The organism is Streptomyces sp. NPDC057249 (assembly GCF_042669245.1).
Taxonomy (GTDB): domain Bacteria; phylum Actinomycetota; class Actinomycetes; order Streptomycetales; family Streptomycetaceae; genus Streptomyces.
In genome coordinates, this window is sequence record NZ_JBHUXS010000007.1 from 51,449 (window position 1) to 69,466 (window position 18,018).

Consider the following 18,018-nt stretch of genomic DNA (forward strand, 5'->3'; position numbering starts at 1 on the left):
ACTCCCTCTAAAAGCGCGGTACGTGACGGCGGCCCACCGTGCGCCGTCGCGTGCGCGCCCGGTGTGGACCCGGTGACCGTACAGCGGACGGTGGTTACCGGTGAGCGGGTCACGTGCCCAGACTGGGAGGACGTCCCCGTCTCACCGACCGAACAGAGCCCGTCCATGTCCCGGACCTCCGCGCCCTCCCCCACCGGCTCCCCGGCCACCGCGCCGGACCCCGGCCCCGACTCGCCCCTGTCGCACGGGCTGAAACAGCGCCATCTCTCGATGATCGCCCTGGGCGGTGTCATCGGCGCCGGGCTCTTCGTCGGCTCCGGCGCCGGCATCGCCGCCGCCGGCCCGTCGATCGTCATCGCGTACGCGGTGTCGGGGCTGCTGGTGATGCTCGTGATGCGGATGCTCGGCGAGATGTCGGCGGCCGATCCGGCGTCCGGCTCGTTCTCGGTGCACGCGGAGCGGGCGATCGGGCCGTGGGCCGGGTTCACGGCGGGCTGGGCGTTCTGGGTGCTGCTGTGCACGGCCGTCGGCCTGGAGGGGATCGGCGCGGCCAAGATCGTGACGGGCTGGCTGCCGGGGACCCCGGAGTGGGCCTGGGTGGCGCTGTTCATGGTGGTGTTCCTGGGCACGAACCTGGCCTCGGTGACCAAGTTCGGCGAGTTCGAGTTCTGGTTCGCCGCGCTCAAGGTCACCGCGATCACGCTGTTCCTGGTGCTGGGCGTGCTGGCGGTGCTGGGCGTGCTGCCGGGCACGGACGCGCCGGGTACCGCCAACCTCAGCGGCGAGGGCGGCTTCCTGCCGAACGGCCCGGACGGCCTGGTCGTCGGACTGCTCGCGTCCGTGTTCGCGTACGGCGGCCTGGAGACGGTCACCATCGCGGCCGCGGAGTCCGAGGACCCGGTGCGGGGCGTCGCGCAGGCCGTGCGGACGGCGATGTGGCGGATCGCGCTGTTCTACGTGGGCTCGATGGCGGTCGTCGTCACGCTGGTGCCCTGGGACGACCCGAAGGTGGTCGAGGTGGGGCCGTTCTACGCGGCGCTGGACCACCTCGGCGTCGGGCAGGCCGCGCAGATCATGAACGTCGTCATCCTGGTCGCCCTGCTCTCCGCGATGAACGCCAACATCTACGGTGCCTCGCGCATGGCCTGCTCGCTGGTGGCGCGCGGTCAGGGCCCGAAGCGGCTGGGCCGGGTCTCCGGCGGGGTGCCGCGCGCGGCGGTCCTGGTCTCGTCCGCCTTCGGCTTCCTGTGCGTGCTGCTGAGCTACTGGCGTCCGGACGACGTCTTCCCCTGGCTGCTGAACATGACCGGTGCGGTGATCCTGGTCGTCTGGATCTTCATCGCCGTCTCCCAGCTGGTCCTGCGCGCCCGCCTGGAGCGCGAGGCGCCGCAGAAGCTGGTGGTGCGGATGTGGCTGTTCCCGGGACTGACGGTGGTGGCGCTGCTCGCCATGGCCGGCATCTTCGTCCTGATGCTCCGCCAGCCCTCCACCCGCGACCAGCTCCTGGCGTCGGGGGCGCTGACGGTGGCCCTGGCCGCGATCGGGGCCGTACGCCAGCGGCGGCGCGTCGCCGGAGCCTGAGCCGAACCCCTGCAAAGCCCCCACGAGACACCGGGTCCTAAGCCGAAGGACTGACCCGGTGTTTCGCGTTTCTGCTGTTAGCCTGCTCTTGCATAGAGGTTGCAATAACAACTTGTCAGCAGTTGGAGGGTTCGAAACCAATGGCCACGTACACGCTCCCGGAACTCCCGTACGACTACGCCGCGCTCGAACCGGTCATCAACCCGCAGATCATCGAGCTCCACCACGACAAGCACCACGCCGCGTACGTGAAGGGCGCCAACGACACCCTGGAGCAGCTGGCGGAGGCGCGGGACAAGGAGGCGTGGGGAGCGATCAACGGCCTCCAGAAGAACCTCGCCTTCCACCTGTCCGGCCACATCCTGCACTCGATCTACTGGCACAACATGACCGGTGACGGCGGCGGGGAGCCGCTGGCCGCGGACGGTGTCGGCGACCTCGCGGACGCGATCACCGAGTCCTTCGGCTCCTTCGCCGGCTTCAAGTCCCAGCTGACGAAGGCCGCGGCCACCACGCAGGGCTCCGGCTGGGGCGTGCTCGCGTACGAGCCGGTCAGCGGCAAGCTGATCGTGGAGCAGGTCTACGACCACCAGGGCAACGTGGGCCAGGGCTCCACCCCGGTCCTGGTCTTCGACGCCTGGGAGCACGCCTTCTACCTCCAGTACAAGAACCAGAAGGTCGACTTCATCGAGGCGATGTGGGCCGTCGTCAACTGGCAGGACGTGGCCAAGCGCTACGCCGCCGCCAAGGAGCGCGCGGACGTGCTGCTGCTCGCCCCCTGAGCCGGCGCCGCACAGCGGTGCACACCGGACGTCCTGCCTCGTGATCGTCTTCTCACCCTTCACCTGGCAGGCGGATGAAGGGGAGGCCCCCGTCTGGACGTGACAGGCGGGGGCCTCTCTGTCGGCCCGCTCCGGCTGCCATGATGTCCGGCATGAGGAGCACGTCATGACGATCACCGTCCACGAGCTGGTGTACTACCCGGTCAAGGGCTGCTCCGGCACCCGGGCCGACTCCGCGCGGGTCACCGCCACGGGCCTCGAACACGACCGGACGTTCATGGTGGTCGACGCGGCCGACGGCGCCTTCCGCAGCCAGCGCACCCACCCCGCGCTGGCGGCGGTCGGCGTCCGGGTCCTGGACTCCGGAACGGCCCTCGCCCTGTCCGCCGAGGGCACCGGAACGCTGCGGTTCGACGTCGCCCCGGACGGGCCGCGCCGCGAGGTCAGCATGTTCGGCCGGGAGCTCGGGGAGGCCGTCGACCAGGGGGACGAGGCCGCGGAGTGGTTCTCCGAGGCGCTGGGGGCCGCGTCCCGGCTGGTACGGGTGCGTCCCGGCTTCGACCGCGACGGCTGGGGCGAGACCCCCGGCAAGGTCAACTTCGGCGACGCGCACGCGGTCCTGGTCACCTCGACCGCCTCGCTGGCCGGTCTCAACGCCCGCATCGCGGCCCGGGGCGACGCCGCGCCCGTGCCCATGGACCGCTTCCGGGCCAACATCGTGCTGACCGGCGACGACGAGCCGCACTTCGAGGACCGGGTGGCGCGGATGACCGTGGGCACCGCCGAACTCGCCCACTCGGTGAAGGCGATCCGGTGCAACGTCCCGCTCGTCGACCAGCGGACCGGGCGCCGGGCCGGACCGGAGCCGGTGCGCACCCTGGCCACGTACCGCAGGGAGCCGGAGTTCGGCAACAAGCTCAGCTTCGGCGCGAAGAACGCGGTGGTCCGCGAGGGCGTGGTGCGGGTCGGCGACCCGGTCTCCGTCCACGGCCCGGCGAGCGGCTGAGCACCCGTAAAACCAGCTGCCGGCGCCGTGCGACTCCCCTATCGTCGTGCTGATTTGCCCGGAACGGGACGATGACGTGGAGGATGACTGTGCGCTACCGCGAGCTGGGACGCAGCGGACTTTCGGTGTCCGAGATCGGCTACGGGGCCTGGGGCATCGGGGAGTCCAGCTGGGTGGGGGCGACGCGGGACGAGTCCGTGCGCGCCCTGCACCGGGCCGTCGACCTCGGGGTGAACCTCATCGACACCGCGCGCGGCTACGGCGAGAGCGAGCGCATCGTCGGACAGGTGGTCCGCGAACGGACCGGTGACGAGGTGCTGGTCGCGACCAAGGTGCCGCCGAAGAACCAGGTGTGGCCTGCGGCGGACGGCACCGACCCGGCGGACGCGTTCCCCGGCGACCACATCCGCGCCAGTCTGGAGACCAGCCTCGCCGCGTCCGGCCTGGACCACTTCGACGTGCTCCAGTTCCATGTCTGGAACGACGAGTGGCTGGGGCGCGGGGACTGGCTGGAGACGGTCGCGGCGCTGAAGCAGGAGGGCAAGATCCGCCTGTTCGGGGTGTCCGTCAACGACCACTCCCCGCAGAGCGCGGTCGCGCTCGTGCGCAGCGGGGTGGTGGACACCGTCCAGGTCATCTACAACGTGTTCGACCAGTCGCCGGCCGCGGAACTGCTGCCGGCCTGCGCGGAGCACGGTGTCGGCGTGATCGTCCGGGTCGCGCTCGACGAGGGCGGCCTCACCGGCCGGATCACCGCGGACTCGACGTTCCCCGAAGGCGACTTCCGCAACCGCTACTTCCGCGACGACCGCCCGGCCCAGGTCGAGCGGCGCGTCGCGGCGATCGTGGCGGACCTGGGCATCGAGCCGGACGCCATCGCGGAGTACGCGCTGCGGTTCGTCCTGAGCCACCCGGCGGTCTCCACGGTGATCCCGGGGATGCGCAGCGTCCGCAACGTGGAGCGCAACACCGCGCTCAGCGACGGACAGGCGCTCACCACGGAGCAGTTGGCGGTCCTGGCCCGGCACGGCTGGCCGCGCGACTTCTACTCCTGAGGGGCGCCCGCGTCCGCCGGGGTCTTCGTCCACGGGCTGACGCCGAGCCGGCCGGTGGTGCCGAGGTCCAGTTCCGGGGTGACCGTCACGGGCTCGGCACCGGGCTTCGCGGTGACCTCGACGTAGGGGGCGTTGACCGGGTCGCCGTCCGTGGTGGTGTTGCGCCAGGCGAGGTTGGCGTACGCGCTCTCGCCCGGGCGCAGCGTGACCGGGCGGGGCTCCGCGTCGCCGCCGATGCCGGTGGAGATCGCGGTGGTGCCGTGCAGGATCTCGACCCCGCTCACCGGGTCGCGGCCCTCGTCGAGGAGCCGCAGCGCGGGGTAGCCGTTCAGCCGGTAGTCGGTGGTGCCGCAGTTGGCGAGGTGGATGCCCACGACCCGCAGCCCCATCGCGGCATCGCCCCGGTCGTTGGTGACCCGGACCCCGGAGGGCGGGCAGGCGCCGGACGAACCGTCGGCGGGGACGGCCCGCACCTTGGCGATCCGGGCGCGGTACGTACGGGCCGACCCCGGTCCGTCCTCGGTGTCCAGGGGCCGCCGCACGGTCTGGCCGGGCTTCACCCCCTCGACGGTGCGGGTGATGGTGTCCATGGCCTCGCCGAACCCGTTGACCAGGGTGAACGTGACGGTGAAGGTGAGCGGTTCGGTGTCCGAGTTGGTGACCTCGAACCCGGTGGACGGGGCGCCGGAGGGGCCGCACTTGCCGCTGACCACCCGGACGTCGTCCCAGGTCCGCCCGGCGGGGTCGGGGAGCGGGGCGAGGGAGGCACAGGTCGCCCCGGGCGAGGCGGAGGCCCCGGCGGTCTCCTTCCCGCATCCGGTGAGCAGCGCGGTGCTCGCGAGGGCGGCACACAGGACGAGGGCGGGGGCGGGGCGCATCCGCCCAGAAGATCAAAGGACGCCCGGGCCGGGCTGTGCGCCAGGTCACATATCGCGTCACGGTGGCGTCACAGCCCGGCGGCGGGGAGGGTGCGCCCGCCGCCGGACCGGCGGTCAGTCGAAGATCGGGCCCTGGGTGCGGGTGCGCTTGATCTCGTAGAAGCCGGGGATCGAAGCGACCATCAGGGTGCCGTCCCAGAGCTTCGCGGCCTCCTCGCCCTTGGGGGCCGGGGTGACGACCGGGCCGAAGAAGGCGATCTGCTCGCCGTCGGCGCCGGGGACGGCGATGACCGGGGTGCCGACCTCCTGGCCCACCTTCTCGATGCCCTCCTTGTGGGAGGCGCGCAGTTCGGTGTCGTAGGTGTCGGAGTCCGCGTGACCGGCGAGTTCGACGGGGAGGCCGACGTCCTTGAGGGCGCTCTCGACGGCTTCGCGGGTCGGGCCCTCGCCCCGGTTGTGGAAGCGGGTGCCGAGCGCGGTGTAAAGGGGGCCGACGACCTCGTCGCCGTGCAGCTGCTGGGCGGCGGTCACGACGCGGACCGGGCCCCACGCCTTGTTCTCCAGCATGTCGCGGTAGTCGGCGGGCAGCTCGTCGAGCCGGTCCTCGTTGAGCACGGCCAGGCTCATCACGTGCCAGCGGACCTCGACGTCGCGGACCTTCTCCACCTCCAGCATCCAGCGGGAGGTCATCCAGGCCCAAGGGCAGAGCGGGTCGAACCAGAAGTCGACGGGGGTCCTGCCGGTCGCCGTGCTGTTGTCAGACATCTCTCTCCTCGAACGGACCTATCGCGTCGGTGGACAAGTCTGTGGCCGACAACACCGGACGACGCTCCGGCCATTCCCGCCCGCGCGTCCGGAAGTCGGCATGGGAGGATCAAACTATTCGAACGTGACACAAAGGAGTGTGCCGTGCCCGGCGAGAACCTGTCCCGAGACGAGGCCCGTGAGCGGGCCGAGCTGCTGACCGTCGACGGTTACGACGTCGCACTCGACGTCCGCTCCGCGACCGGCGGGGACGACATGGCGGACGGTCCGCTGACCTTCCGCTCGGTGACGACGATCCGCTTCCGCGCGGCTCGCGGCGGCGCGTCGACCTTCGCCGACCTGATCGCCCCGTCCGTCGACGCCGTGACGCTGGACGGCACCGCGCTGGACCCGGCGGCGGTGTTCGACGGGACGCGGATCGCGCTGGCGGACCTGGCGGAGGGCGAACACGTCCTGGTGGTCGACGCGCAGTGCGCGTACAGCCGGACCGGCGAGGGCATGCACCGGTTCGTGGACCCGGAGGACGGCGAGGTCTACCTCTACACCCAGTACGAACCGGCGGACGCCCGGCGCGTCTTCGCCAACTTCGAGCAGCCCGACCTCAAGGCCCCGTACCGCTTCCAGGTGACCGCGCCCGCCGAGTGGACGGTGTGGAGCAACGGCGCGGAGGAGTCCCGCGAGGGCGGGGTGTGGCGGTTCGCGGAGACCCGGCCGATCTCGACGTACATCACGGCGGTCGTCGCCGGTCCGTACCACTACGTCACCGACTCCTACAGCCGGACCTTCGAGGACGGCACGACGCTCGAGGTCCCGCTCGGCGCGATGTGCCGCAAGGGGCTCGCCAAGCACTTCGACGCCGACGACATCTTCCTGATCACCAAGCAGGGCCTGGACTTCTTCCACGACAACTTCGACTACCCGTACCCCTTCGGGAAGTACGACCAGGCGTTCGTGCCGGAGTACAACCTCGGCGCGATGGAGAACCCGGGCTGTGTCACGTTCCGCGAGGAGTACATCTTCCGCGGCAAGGTGACCCGGGCGGCGTACGAGGGCCGGGCCAACGTCATCCTGCACGAGATGGCGCACATGTGGTTCGGCGACCTCGTCACCATGCGGTGGTGGGACGACCTGTGGCTGAAGGAGTCCTTCGCGGACTTCATGGGCGTCTTCGCGATGACCGGCGCGACCCGCTTCGAGGACGGCTGGATCACCTTCGCCAACAACCGCAAGTCCTGGGCGTACCGCGCCGACCAGCTGCCCTCCACGCACCCGATCACGGCCGACATCCGTGACCTGGAGGACGCCAAGCTCAACTTCGACGGCATCACGTACGCCAAGGGCGCCTCCGTGCTCAAGCAGCTCGTGGCGTACGTGGGGCGGGAGGCGTTCCTGGAGGGCGCCCGGCGCTACTTCAAGAAGCACGCCTACGGGAACACCCGGCTCGGGGACCTGCTGTCGGTGCTGTCCGAGACGTCCGGGCGGGACATGACCGCGTGGTCGCGCTCCTGGCTCCAGACCGCGGGCGTCAACTCGCTGACCCCGGTCGCGACGTACGACGCGGCCGGCCGGATCACCGAGCTGGCCGTCCTCCAGGAGGCCGCCGAGTCCCATCCGGAGCTGCGGCCCCACCGGGTCGCCGTCGGCCTGTACCGCCGCAACCCGGAAGGGGAGCTGGTGCGTTACGCGCGTGCCGAGGCGGACGTGTCGGGTCCGCGCACCGTGATCGGCGAGCTGGCGGGGGCCGAGCGGCCCGAGCTGATCCTCGTCAACGACGACGACCTGACGTACTGCAAGGTCCGCTTCGACGAGGTGTCGCTCGCCACCCTGCGCGCGCACCTGGGCGACATCACGGACCCGCTTGCCCGGGCGCTGTGCTGGTCCGCGCTGTGGAACCTCACCCGCGACGGGCTGATGCCGGCCCGGGACTTCGTCGCGCTGGTCCTGGCCTTCGCCGGGCGGGAGACGGACATCGGTGTGCTCCAGATGCTGCACGCCTGGACGCGCGGCGCGCTGGTGAACTACGCGGCTCCCGCCTGGCGCGAGGAGGGCGGCCGGGCGCTGGCCGAGGGCGCGCTCGGCGAACTGCGGCTCGCCGAGCCGGGCAGCGAGCACCAGCTCGCCTGGGCCCGGTTCTTCGCGTCGGTCGCCGCGTCGGACTCCGACTTCCAGCTGCTGACCGGGCTGCTCGACGGCACCGCCCGGATCGACGGGCTCGACGTCGACCAGGAGCTGCGCTGGGCGTTCCTGTCGCCGCTGGTCTCCCACAGCGCGGCCGACGAGGCGGCGGTCGACGCGGAGCTGGCCCGGGACGACACGGCCTCCGGCAAGCGGCACCAGGTGCGGTGCCTGGCCTCGCGGCCGTCCGCCGAGGTGAAGGCCCGGGCGTGGGCGGACGTCGTGGAGTCGGACGCGCTGTCCAACGCACTGGTGGAGGCCACCATCGCGGGCTTCGCGCAGTCCTCCCAGCGGGAGCTGCTGGCGCCGTACACCGCGCGGTACTTCGAGGCGATCGAGCGGGTCTGGGCCGAGCGGTCGATCCAGATCGGGATGGCCGTGGTCCGGGGGCTGTTCCCGGCCCTCCAGGACGACCCGGCGACGCTGGCGGCGACCGACGCGTGGCTGGAGTCCCGGGCGGACGCGGCGCCGGCGCTGCGGCGGCTGGTGGCCGAGGCCCGGGACGACCTGGCCCGGGCGCTGCGGGCGCAGGCGACGGACGCGGTGGCGTAGGGCGTCCGGCCCAGGCCCTTGCCCGGTGGCCCCGGTCCCGGGCAAGGGTTCCGTCCTCACACGCCGGACGGGCCGGGTGGTCGTGCGAGGCGGTGTTCTTGTCCGGGTATGTCGACGGCCCTGTAACAGGGGTTAAGGTCACGGCCGTCGGCGGGATACACCGGAGCATGACCCAGAACACCCCGCTCCAGCCCGGCCGCCCCGTCCCGACTGACGGGCGTCAACGCGTCGTCACTGCCGCTCAGTTGAAGGCGATGGGCGTGCCCGCCGGGCGGGCGGCGGAACGCTGCCGGGGCGGTGGTCCGTGGCAGCAGCCGCTGCCCGGCGTCTTCGTCCTGCACCCCGGCCCGCTCAGCGGCCGGGAGCGGCTGCGCTCCGCGCTGCTGTACGCGGGCCGCCCGCCGGCGTCCGGGCGGCGGCCGGACGCCGCGCGGACCGTGGAGCCGGCGTACGGCGACGCGGTGCTCACCGGGCTCGCCGCGCTCTCGCTGTACGGCTTCACCGCCGCACCGCCCGCCGCCGCCGTGGAGCGGGTCGACGTGCTGGTGCCCCGGGTGCGGCGGCTGCGCTCGGCCGGATACGCCCGGCTGCTGCGGACCGCCGAACCGCCGCGCCCGGAGTGGGTGGACGGGCTGCCGGTGGCCCCGGTGGCACGGGCGCTGGCGGACGCGGTGGCCGGGCTCGGGGACGCGGTCGCGGTGCGCCGGCTGCTGACCGAGGCGGTGCGGGGCGGCCACTGCGAGCCGGCGGTGCTGGTGGGCGAGCTGTACCGGGCCAAGGTGCTCGGCCGGCCCCAGGTGGTCGACGCGGTCGACTCGCTGCTCGCCGAGGGCCGGGTGAGGGCGGAGGAGCGGCTGTACGGGATGGTGCGCGCGCACGGGCTCGGGGAGCCGCTGTGGAACGTGGACCTGCGGCTGCCCGGCGGCCCGCACCTGGGCCGGGTGGACGCCTACTGGCCCGACGAGGCGGTCGCCGTGGAGCTGGACACCAGGGCTCCGCGGCACAGCCGGCAGGACGAGAGGCACGAGGCCGAGTGGTCCGCGTACGCGGCGCGGCGCGAGCACCTGGAACGGCTCGGGGTCACCGTCGTCCATCTGACACCGGAGAAGCTGCGGGACGCGCCCGGGCAGCAGGCGGCCGTGGTCCGGACAGCGCTGATGGCCGCGGCGGACCGGGAGCCCGCGGCGTACGTGATGATCCTTCCCCGCTGAGCGGAGGGCGACACCCCGGCCGGCGCCGCACATGGCCGGATTTACGTCACGTATCTGCCCGTTCGTCCCTGCTGACGCTTCCGCCCCGGTGGCGGAATCCCGCCATGTACTCAACAAGGTCCCCACAACTCTCCACAAACCCCTGTCATTTACGAAAGGGTGAGCGGTCATCCGGTACCGATTTCCGGACTCTCTCTTTCACATACAGGGATGCTGATGACCTCCGAATCCCCCGGTTCCATATCCGGAGCGAGACGAGCGGCCCGGGTGGCGGCCGCCGCCGGTCTGGTGGCCGCGCTGGCCGCCACCGGTGTCGCCCCCGTCTTCGCCGCCGACGACCCGGCCTCCGCCCCCGTCAAGGCCGCCGGCACCGCTCCGGCGGACAAGCTGGGCTCCGCCGACGCCGAGGTCCTGACCAAGGCCAAGGCCAAGGGCGAGAAGAACGTCACGATGATGGTCGCGACCGCCCCCGGCGCGACCGAGCAGGTCACCAAGCAGCTGGACGCCGTCAAGGGCTCCGTGCTGGGACGCGCGTACGACAAGCTCGGATACGTCCGGGCGACCGTGCCGACCGCGACCGCCGAAACCACCATCAAGGCGGCGTCCAAGCTCGGCTCCGTCCTCGGCATCGATCTCAAGCAGGAGATCATGCTGGACGACCCGACGCCCGCCGCGGACCGGGCGACCGGCGCGAAGAGCAAGGCGAAGTCCACCGGCAGCTACCCGGCCCCCGGGAAGAAGACGCCCGCGAAGAACCCGTACAACCCGTCCTTCGAGACGGGTGCGGTGGACTTCGTGAAGCAGCACCCGAAGGCCGACGGCCGCGGGATCACCATCGGCGTCCTGGACGCGGGCGTCGACATCGCGCACCCCGCGCTCCAGAAGACCACCACCGGCGAGCGCAAGATCACCGACTGGGTGACCGCCACCGACCCGGTCAGCGACGGCGACGGCACCTGGCTGCGGATGACGGACGCCGTCTCCGGCCCGGTGTTCACGTACAAGGGGCGTACGTACAACGCGCCCAAGGGCTCGTTCCGGATCAGCCTGTTCGCCGAGGCCGCCACCAAGGGCGGCGACATGGCGGGCGACCTGAACCGCGACGGCGACACCACCGACACCTGGGCCGTGCTCTACGACCCGGTCAGCGGCGCCTCCCGGGTCGACCTGAACGGCAACGGCGACTTCCGCGACGACACCGCCCTCAAGCCGTACAAGGAGAAGCACCAGGTCTCCTACTTCGGCAAGGACGACCCGCGCACGGACGTCGTGGAGCGCATCCCGTTCGTGGTGGAGAACCGCGAGGACGTCGTCTACAACGCGGCCGGCGACACCTCCGACTACGTCTCCATCGGGGTCATCGAGTCCGAGCACGGGACGCACGTCGCGGGCATCACCGCCGCCAACGGCCTCTTCGGCGGCAAGATGAACGGTGCCGCGCCCGGCGCGAAGATCGTCTCCTCGCGCGCCTGCACCTGGTCCGGCGGCTGCACCAACATCGCGCTCACCGAGGGCATGATCGACCTCGTCGTGAACCGCGGCGTCGACGTCGTCAACATGTCGATCGGCGGCCTGCCGCCGCTGAACGACGGCAACAACGCCCGCGCCGAGCTGTACAAGCGGCTGGTCGACATCTACGGCGTCCAGCTGGTCATCTCGGCCGGCAACGACGGCCCCGGCGTCAACACCATCGGTGACCCGGGCCTCGCCGACCACGTGATCTCGGTCGGCGCGTCGATCTCCAAGGAGACCTGGGCCGCCAACTACGGCTCGAACGTCACCAAGAAGTACGACATGCTGCCCTTCTCCTCGCGCGGTCCGCGTGAGGACGGCGGCTTCGCGCCGACCCTGACGGCGCCCGGCGCGTCGATCAACTCGACGCAGACCTGGCTGCCCGGTTCGCCGGTCAAGGAGGCGGGCTACTCCCTGCCGGCCGGTTACTCCATGCTCCAGGGCACGTCGATGGCCTCCCCGCAGGCCGCCGGCGCCACCGCGCTGCTGCTGTCCGCCGCGAAGCAGAAGCACATCGAGCTGCCCCCGGCCGACCTGCGCACCGCGCTGACCAGCACCGCCACCAAGATCAAGGGTGTGCCCGCGCACGCCCAGGGTGCCGGTCTGATCGACATCGTGGACGCCTGGAAGCTGATCTCCAAGAAGGGCGCCCCGGCGCACGAGTACACGGTCAAGGCCCCCGTCGACACCGCGATCGACTTCGCGCTGAAGACCCCGGGCTTCGGCACCGGCCTGTACGACCGCGAGGGCGGCCTCAAGGCCGGCCAGAAGAAGACCTACGACGTCACGGTCACCCGCACCACGGGCCCGGACAGGAAGGTCACGCACAAGCTCTCCTGGAAGTACGACGACGGCACCTTCTCGCTGGTCGGCCCCAAGAAGGTCGCGCTGCCGCTGAACAAGCCGGTGACGGTCAAGGTCCAGGCGAAGCCGCGGACCGCGGGCGTGCACAGCGCGATCCTCCAGCTGGACGACAAGAAGACCGCCGGCACGGACCAGCAGATCCTGACGACGGTCGTCGTCTCCAAGGAGCTGGCGAAGCCGTCCTACGCGTTCAAGGCGTCCGGCTCGGTGCAGCGCAACGGCACCACGTCGTACTTCGTGACCGTGCCGGAGGGCGCCAAGACCCTTGAGGTCGCGATGAGCGCCCTGCGCTCGGGCAGCCAGACCCGCTTCATCTCCATCCACCCGTACGGGGTGCAGATGGAGGACAGCGGTACGCCGTTCTGCTACCCGAACTACGAGAACCCGGCCAACACCTGCCGCCCGGACGCGCGCTCCTACACGGACCCGCAGCCCGGTGTCTGGGAGATCGAGGTCGAGGCCCGGCGCACGTCGCCGCTGCTGGACAACCCGTACAAGCTGGACGTGGCGCTGCTCGGCGCGACCTTCGACCCGGCCGTGCAGACCATCGCCGAGGCGAAGATCGGCACCCCGGCCTCGGTCGACTGGACGGTGACCAACGACGCGGGCGCCCTGGAGGGCAAGCTCAAGGGCGGTTCGCTGGGCTCGGCCGACGTCGAGCGCCCGTCGATCTCCACCGGTGGCTCGTACACCAAGGAGGTCACCATCGGTGAGGGCGTCGAGAAGCTGGACGTCGCCATCGGCGGTACGAGCGACGCCAACGCCGACCTGGACCTGTACGTGTACAAGGGTGCCGCCGAGGTGGGCGCCTCCACCACGGCGGGCTCCGAGGAGTCCGTCAGCCTGGTGAAGCCGGCCGCCGGTACCTACACCGTCGTCATCGACGGGTACGACGTCCCGGCCGGGACCACCGAGTACGACTACCGCGACGTGTACTACTCCGCGGCGCTCGGCACGATCTCCGTCGACGAGTCGAAGGCCGTGAACCTGGCCCCCGGCGCCTCGGCCGAGGTCGGCGCCCAGGTGAAGGTGGCCGGCGCGGCTCCCGAGGGGCGGCAGTTCTTCGGCGAGGTCAGCCTCGTGAACGCCCGGGGCACCGCGGCGGGCACCGGCAGCGTCGTGATCGAAAAGGTCACACCGTAACCACCCGGTGCTGAACATGTGATCCGTACGGCAGTGGGGCGGGTGCTCACCGGGCACCCGCCCCACTGTGCTGCGCGCCACTCGTCCGCAGGCCGGACAATGGATTGGACAAGGCGGGCGTGGACATACGCATCATGGACCGGCAACCGTGCCCGTTCGTACGTCTGAGGGAGTTCCTGTGAAGGTCGGAATCGTCGGCGCCACCGGTCAGGTCGGCACAGTCATGCGCGGAATCCTGGCCGAGCGGAAGTTCCCGGTCGATGAGCTGCGGCTGTTCGCCTCCGCGCGCTCGGCGGGCTCCGTCATCGAGTGGCAGGGACGCGAGATCACGGTCGAGGACGCCGCCGCGGCCGACTTCACGGGCCTCGACATCGTGCTGTTCTCGGCCGGCGGCTCGACCTCGAAGGCGCTGGCCGAGAAGGTCGCCTCGCAGGGCGCCGTCGTGATCGACAACTCCTCCGCCTGGCGCAAGGACCCCCAGGTCCCGCTGGTCGTCTCCGAGGTCAACCCGCACGCCATCGCGGACCGCCCCAAGGGCATCATCGCCAACCCGAACTGCACCACGATGGCCGCCATGCCCGTGCTGCGCCCGCTGCACGAGGAGGCGGGGCTCGAAGCGCTGACCGTCGCCACCTACCAGGCGGTATCCGGGTCCGGTCTCGCCGGTGTCGCCGAGCTGCACGGCCAGGCGTCCAAGGTCGTCGCCGACGCGGACAAGCTCACGCACGACGGCTCGGCCGTGGACTTCCCGGAGCCCGGCGTCTACAAGCGCCCCATCGCCTTCAACGTGCTGCCGCTGGCCGGCTCGATCGTGGACGACGGGTCCTTCGAGACGGACGAGGAGCAGAAGCTCCGCAACGAGTCCCGCAAGATCCTGGAGATCCCGGAGCTGAAGGTCTCCGGCACCTGCGTCCGCGTCCCGGTCTTCTCCGGCCACTCCCTCCAGGTCAACGCCCGCTTCGCCCGGCCGGTCTCCGTGGAGCGCGCGTACGAGCTGCTGAAGGACGCGCCGGGCGTCGAGCTGTCCGAGATCCCGACGCCGCTCCAGGCCGCGGGGAAGGACGCGTCCTACGTGGGGCGCATCCGCAACGACGAGACCGCCGAGAACGGTCTCGCGCTGTTCGTCTCCAACGACAACCTGCGCAAGGGCGCGGCGCTGAACGCGGTCCAGATCGCGGAGCTGGTCGCGGCGGAGCTGCGGGGCTGACCTTGTGTGTCCTCAATCGCCGGACGGGCTGAATTTCAGCCCCTCCGGCGATTGAGGAGCGGGGTCCGGGGCAGGGCCCCGGGCAGGGCTCAGGGGCGCCTCACCTCGAAGTGCCAGCAGCCGTACTCCACCGCGCGTACGTGCACCAGCGCCACCGCCGCGTCCGCGAACGCCTCCCTCAGCGCCTCGTCGTAACCGCGCTCCTCGTCCTCGGGGATCTCCAGGAGCCGGCCGCCCACGATGCGGCCCTCCGCGTCGTAGCGGCGCACGGTGCGCAGCGCGCCCGCGCGGGAGAACGGGTAGCCCTTCCGGCCGGGCTCCGGCCCCTCGCACCCCTCGGCGTGGATGAAGACCGGGCCCTGCTCGTCGTACGCCCCCGGGCGGGCCCGGGTCGCCGCCGCCCAGCGGCGCAGCGGGGCGTAGGAGACGAGGGCGATGCGCTCCCCCGGTTCGCTGCCGCGCAGACAGCACCGCAGCGGGGCGCCGCCCTCGGTGTCGGTGTACGGGACGCAGGGCTGCCCGGCGTCGTCGGTCTTCCGGAGTCCGTCGAGCGCGTCCGGTTCGATGGCGCGTGCCTCGTAAGTGGTCATGGTCCCGAGCGTGCCGCGCCCGGACCTCCCGGTCCGGCGGAAAACGGACATCGCCCTGGGTACGGGTCCCGTGGAAGGATGGCGGGAAACATCACAGAGCAAGGAGATGACCGCGTGCCTGGCACGAATCTGACCCGCGAAGAGGCACAGGAGCGGGCGCGCCTGCTGACCGTGGACGCGTACGAGATCGATCTCGACCTCTCCGGAGCGCAGGAGGGCGGGACCTACCGGTCCGTCACCGTCGTGCGCTTCGACTCCGCCGAGGCCGGTGCGGAGACCTTCATCGACCTGGTCGCCCCCGCGGTGCACGAGGTCGAGCTGAACGGCAGCGCGCTGGACGTCGCGGCGGTCTTCCGCGACTCGCGCATCACGCTGCCGCACCTCCGGGCCGGGACCAACGAGCTGAAGGTCGTCGCGGACTGCGCGTACACCAACACCGGCGAGGGCCTGCACCGCTTCGTCGACCCGGTCGACCAGCAGGCGTACCTGTACACCCAGTTCGAGGTGCCGGACGCGCGCCGCGTCTTCGCGAGCTTCGAGCAGCCCGACCTGAAGGCGACCTTCCGGTTCACCGTGAAGGCCCCGTCCGGCTGGACGGTGATCTCCAACTCGCCGACGCCGGAGCCGAAGGACGACGTCTGGTCGTTCGAGCCGACGCCGCGCATCTCCTCGTACATCACCGCGCTGATCGCCGGCCCGTACCACTCGGTGCACAGCAGCTACGAGAAGGACGGTGTGACCGTCCCGCTGGGCATCTACTGCCGGCCCTCGCTCGCCGAGTACCTGGACGCGGATGCGATCTTCGACGTGACCCGGATGGGCTTCGACTGGTTCCAGGAGAAGTTCGACTACGCGTACCCGTTCGCCAAGTACGACCAGCTCTTCGTGCCGGAGTTCAACGCGGGCGCGATGGAGAACGCGGGCGCGGTCACCATCCGCGACCAGTACGTCTTCCGGTCCAAGGTGACGGACGCCGCGTACGAGACGCGCGCCGAGACCGTCCTGCACGAGCTGGCCCACATGTGGTTCGGCGACCTCGTCACGATGGAGTGGTGGAACGACCTCTGGCTGAACGAGTCGTTCGCCACGTACACCTCGATCGCCTGCCTGGCGTACGCCGAGGGCTCCGGGTGGCCGCACTCCTGGACCACCTTCGCCAACTCCATGAAGACGTGGGCCTACCGGCAGGACCAGCTGCCCTCGACCCACCCCATCATGGCCGACATCCGCGACCTGGACGACGTCCTGGTCAACTTCGACGGCATCACCTACGCCAAGGGCGCCTCGGTCCTGAAGCAGCTGGTGGCGTACGTCGGCATGGACGAGTTCTTCAAGGGCGTCCAGGCGTACTTCAAGGCGCACGCCTTCGGCAACACGCGGCTGACCGACCTGCTGGGCGCGCTGGAGGAGACCTCCGGCCGCGACCTGAAGACCTGGTCCAAGGCGTGGCTGGAGACGGCCGGGATCAACATCCTGCGCCCGGAGATCGAGACCGACGAGAACGGTCACGTCACCTCGTTCACCGTGCTCCAGGAGGCGCCCGCGCTGCCCGCCGGCGCGAAGGGCGAGCCGACGCTGCGCCCGCACCGGATCGCCATCGGCTGCTACGACCTCGACGCCGGCGGCAAGCTGGTGCGCACGGACCGGATCGAGCTGGACGTCGACGGCGAGCGCACCACCGTGCCGTTCCCGGCCGGCACCGCGCGCCCGGCCGTCATCCTGCTCAACGACGACGACCTGTCGTACGCGAAGGTGCGCCTGGACGAGGAGTCGCTGCGGGTCGTCACCGAGCACCTGGGCGACTTCACCGAGTCGCTGCCGCGCGCCCTGTGCTGGGCGTCCGCCTGGGACATGACCCGCGACGGCGAGCTGGCCACCCGCGACTACCTCGCCCTGGTCCTGTCGGGGATCGGCAAGGAGTCGGACATCGGTGTCGTGCAGTCGCTGCACCGCCAGGTCAAGACGGCGATCGACCTGTACGCGACGCCGGAGTGGCGTGAGGCGGGCCTGACGCAGTGGACCGACGCGACGCTCGCGCACCTGCGCGCGGCGGAGCCGGGCAGCGACCACCAGCTGGCCTGGGCGCGCGCCTTCGCGGCCACCGCCCGCACCCCGCAGCAGCTGGACCTGCTGCGCTCGCTGCTCGACGGCACCGAGGCGGTCGAGGGCCTGGCCGTGGACACCGAGCTGCGCTGGGCGTTCGTCGAGCGGCTCGCCGCCACCGGGCTCGTCGACGAGGAGGAGATCGACGCCGAGTACGCGCGGGACCGGACGGCGGCGGGCGAGCGCCACGCGGCCGCCGCCCGTGCGGCGCGGCCCAGCGAGGAGGCGAAGGCCGAGGCGTGGGCGTCGGTCGTGGAGTCCGACAAGCTGCCGAACTCGCTCCAGGAGGCGGTCATCGCCGGCTTCGTGCAGACGGACCAGCGCGAGCTGCTGGCCCCGTACACGGAGAAGTTCTTCGCCTCGGTGAAGGGCGTCTGGGACTCGCGGAGCCACGAGATGGCCCAGCAGGTCGCGATCGGCCTGTACCCGGCGCTCCAGGTCTCGCAGGAGACCCTGGACGCCACGGACGCCTGGCTGGCCTCGGCCGAGCCGGGCGCGGGTCTGCGCCGGCTGGTCTCCGAGTCCCGCTCGGGCGTGGAGCGCGCGCTCCGGGCCCGTGCGGCGGACGCGGCCGCCGCGACCGCGTAACTGGAA

At 71.5% G+C, this 18,018-nt stretch carries 12 protein-coding genes; 9 read left to right on the forward strand and 3 right to left on the reverse strand.

The window, feature by feature from the left end:
• Window positions 1-165: 165 nt before the first annotated feature.
• The 4 genes from ACFUJY_RS14865 (at window position 166) to ACFUJY_RS14880 (ending at window position 4,424) form a co-directional block, all read left to right on the forward strand.
• Entirely contained in the window at window positions 166-1,581 is a 1,416-nt protein-coding gene (locus tag ACFUJY_RS14865) for an amino acid permease (protein ID WP_383298714.1), read from the forward strand.
• Window positions 1,582-1,721: 140 nt separating this feature from the next.
• Window positions 1,722-2,363, forward strand: coding sequence for a superoxide dismutase (locus ACFUJY_RS14870; RefSeq protein WP_164403872.1), 642 nt, complete (start codon window positions 1,722-1,724; stop codon window positions 2,361-2,363).
• A 166-nt stretch (window positions 2,364-2,529) separates the two neighbouring features.
• Window positions 2,530-3,369, forward strand: coding sequence for an MOSC domain-containing protein (locus ACFUJY_RS14875; RefSeq protein ID WP_383298716.1), 840 nt, complete (start codon window positions 2,530-2,532; stop codon window positions 3,367-3,369).
• An 89-nt stretch (window positions 3,370-3,458) separates the two neighbouring features.
• Window positions 3,459-4,424 (forward strand): aldo/keto reductase, encoded by a 966-nt coding sequence (locus ACFUJY_RS14880; protein WP_383299388.1) that lies wholly within the window; start codon window positions 3,459-3,461, stop codon window positions 4,422-4,424.
• Here the strand turns inward: ACFUJY_RS14880 and ACFUJY_RS14885 are convergent.
• Together ACFUJY_RS14885 and ACFUJY_RS14890 are read right to left on the reverse strand one after the other, a co-directional pair.
• Entirely contained in the window at window positions 4,415-5,302 is an 888-nt protein-coding gene (locus ACFUJY_RS14885; protein ID WP_383298718.1) for a DUF4232 domain-containing protein, read from the reverse strand. The genes ACFUJY_RS14880 and ACFUJY_RS14885 overlap by 10 nt on opposite strands.
• Before the next feature lie 114 nt (window positions 5,303-5,416).
• Window positions 5,417-6,067, reverse strand: coding sequence for a DsbA family protein (locus ACFUJY_RS14890; protein ID WP_383298720.1), 651 nt, complete (start codon window positions 6,065-6,067; stop codon window positions 5,417-5,419).
• A gap of 144 nt (window positions 6,068-6,211) precedes the next feature.
• Between ACFUJY_RS14890 and pepN (ACFUJY_RS14895) the strand changes: the two genes are divergently transcribed.
• The 4 genes from pepN (ACFUJY_RS14895) (at window position 6,212) to ACFUJY_RS14910 (ending at window position 14,731) form a co-directional block, all read left to right on the forward strand.
• On the forward strand, window positions 6,212-8,794 hold the full coding sequence (gene pepN / locus ACFUJY_RS14895) for an aminopeptidase N (protein ID WP_383298722.1): 2,583 nt from the start codon (window positions 6,212-6,214) through the stop codon (window positions 8,792-8,794).
• A 167-nt stretch (window positions 8,795-8,961) separates the two neighbouring features.
• Window positions 8,962-10,005 (forward strand): hypothetical protein, encoded by a 1,044-nt coding sequence (locus ACFUJY_RS14900; protein WP_383298724.1) that lies wholly within the window; start codon window positions 8,962-8,964, stop codon window positions 10,003-10,005.
• A gap of 210 nt (window positions 10,006-10,215) precedes the next feature.
• Window positions 10,216-13,524, forward strand: a complete 3,309-nt coding sequence (locus ACFUJY_RS14905) for a S8 family serine peptidase (protein ID WP_383298726.1) — start codon at window positions 10,216-10,218, stop codon at window positions 13,522-13,524.
• Window positions 13,525-13,702: 178 nt separating this feature from the next.
• Window positions 13,703-14,731: an aspartate-semialdehyde dehydrogenase gene (locus tag ACFUJY_RS14910; protein WP_383298728.1), complete on the forward strand. Its 1,029-nt coding sequence runs from the start codon at window positions 13,703-13,705 to the stop codon at window positions 14,729-14,731.
• Window positions 14,732-14,820: 89 nt separating this feature from the next.
• Here ACFUJY_RS14910 and ACFUJY_RS14915 read toward each other — a convergent pair whose 3' ends face one another.
• Window positions 14,821-15,321, reverse strand: a complete 501-nt coding sequence (locus ACFUJY_RS14915) for a DUF1203 domain-containing protein (protein ID WP_383298730.1) — start codon at window positions 15,319-15,321, stop codon at window positions 14,821-14,823.
• Between the two features lie 114 nt (window positions 15,322-15,435).
• On the opposite strand from ACFUJY_RS14915, the gene pepN (ACFUJY_RS14920) reads away from it, so the two are divergent.
• On the forward strand, window positions 15,436-18,012 hold the full coding sequence (gene pepN / locus ACFUJY_RS14920) for an aminopeptidase N (RefSeq protein ID WP_383298731.1): 2,577 nt from the start codon (window positions 15,436-15,438) through the stop codon (window positions 18,010-18,012).
• Window positions 18,013-18,018 lie beyond the last annotated feature (6 nt).

What these genes read in the sequence shown, in the direction of transcription:
- ACFUJY_RS14865 (WP_383298714.1), top strand. Translation starts at nt 166, where the DNA reads ATGTCCCGGACCTCCGCGCCCTCCCCCACCGGCTCCCCGGCCACCGCG.
- ACFUJY_RS14870 (WP_164403872.1), top strand. Translation starts at nt 1,722, where the DNA reads ATGGCCACGTACACGCTCCCGGAACTCCCGTACGACTACGCCGCGCTC.
- ACFUJY_RS14875 (WP_383298716.1), top strand. Translation starts at nt 2,530, where the DNA reads ATGACGATCACCGTCCACGAGCTGGTGTACTACCCGGTCAAGGGCTGC.
- ACFUJY_RS14885 (WP_383298718.1), bottom strand. Translation starts at nt 5,302, where the DNA reads ATGCGCCCCGCCCCCGCCCTCGTCCTGTGTGCCGCCCTCGCGAGCACC.
- ACFUJY_RS14890 (WP_383298720.1), bottom strand. Translation starts at nt 6,067, where the DNA reads ATGTCTGACAACAGCACGGCGACCGGCAGGACCCCCGTCGACTTCTGG.
- ACFUJY_RS14900 (WP_383298724.1), top strand. Translation starts at nt 8,962, where the DNA reads ATGACCCAGAACACCCCGCTCCAGCCCGGCCGCCCCGTCCCGACTGAC.
- ACFUJY_RS14905 (WP_383298726.1), top strand. Translation starts at nt 10,216, where the DNA reads ATGCTGATGACCTCCGAATCCCCCGGTTCCATATCCGGAGCGAGACGA.
- ACFUJY_RS14915 (WP_383298730.1), bottom strand. Translation starts at nt 15,321, where the DNA reads ATGACCACTTACGAGGCACGCGCCATCGAACCGGACGCGCTCGACGGA.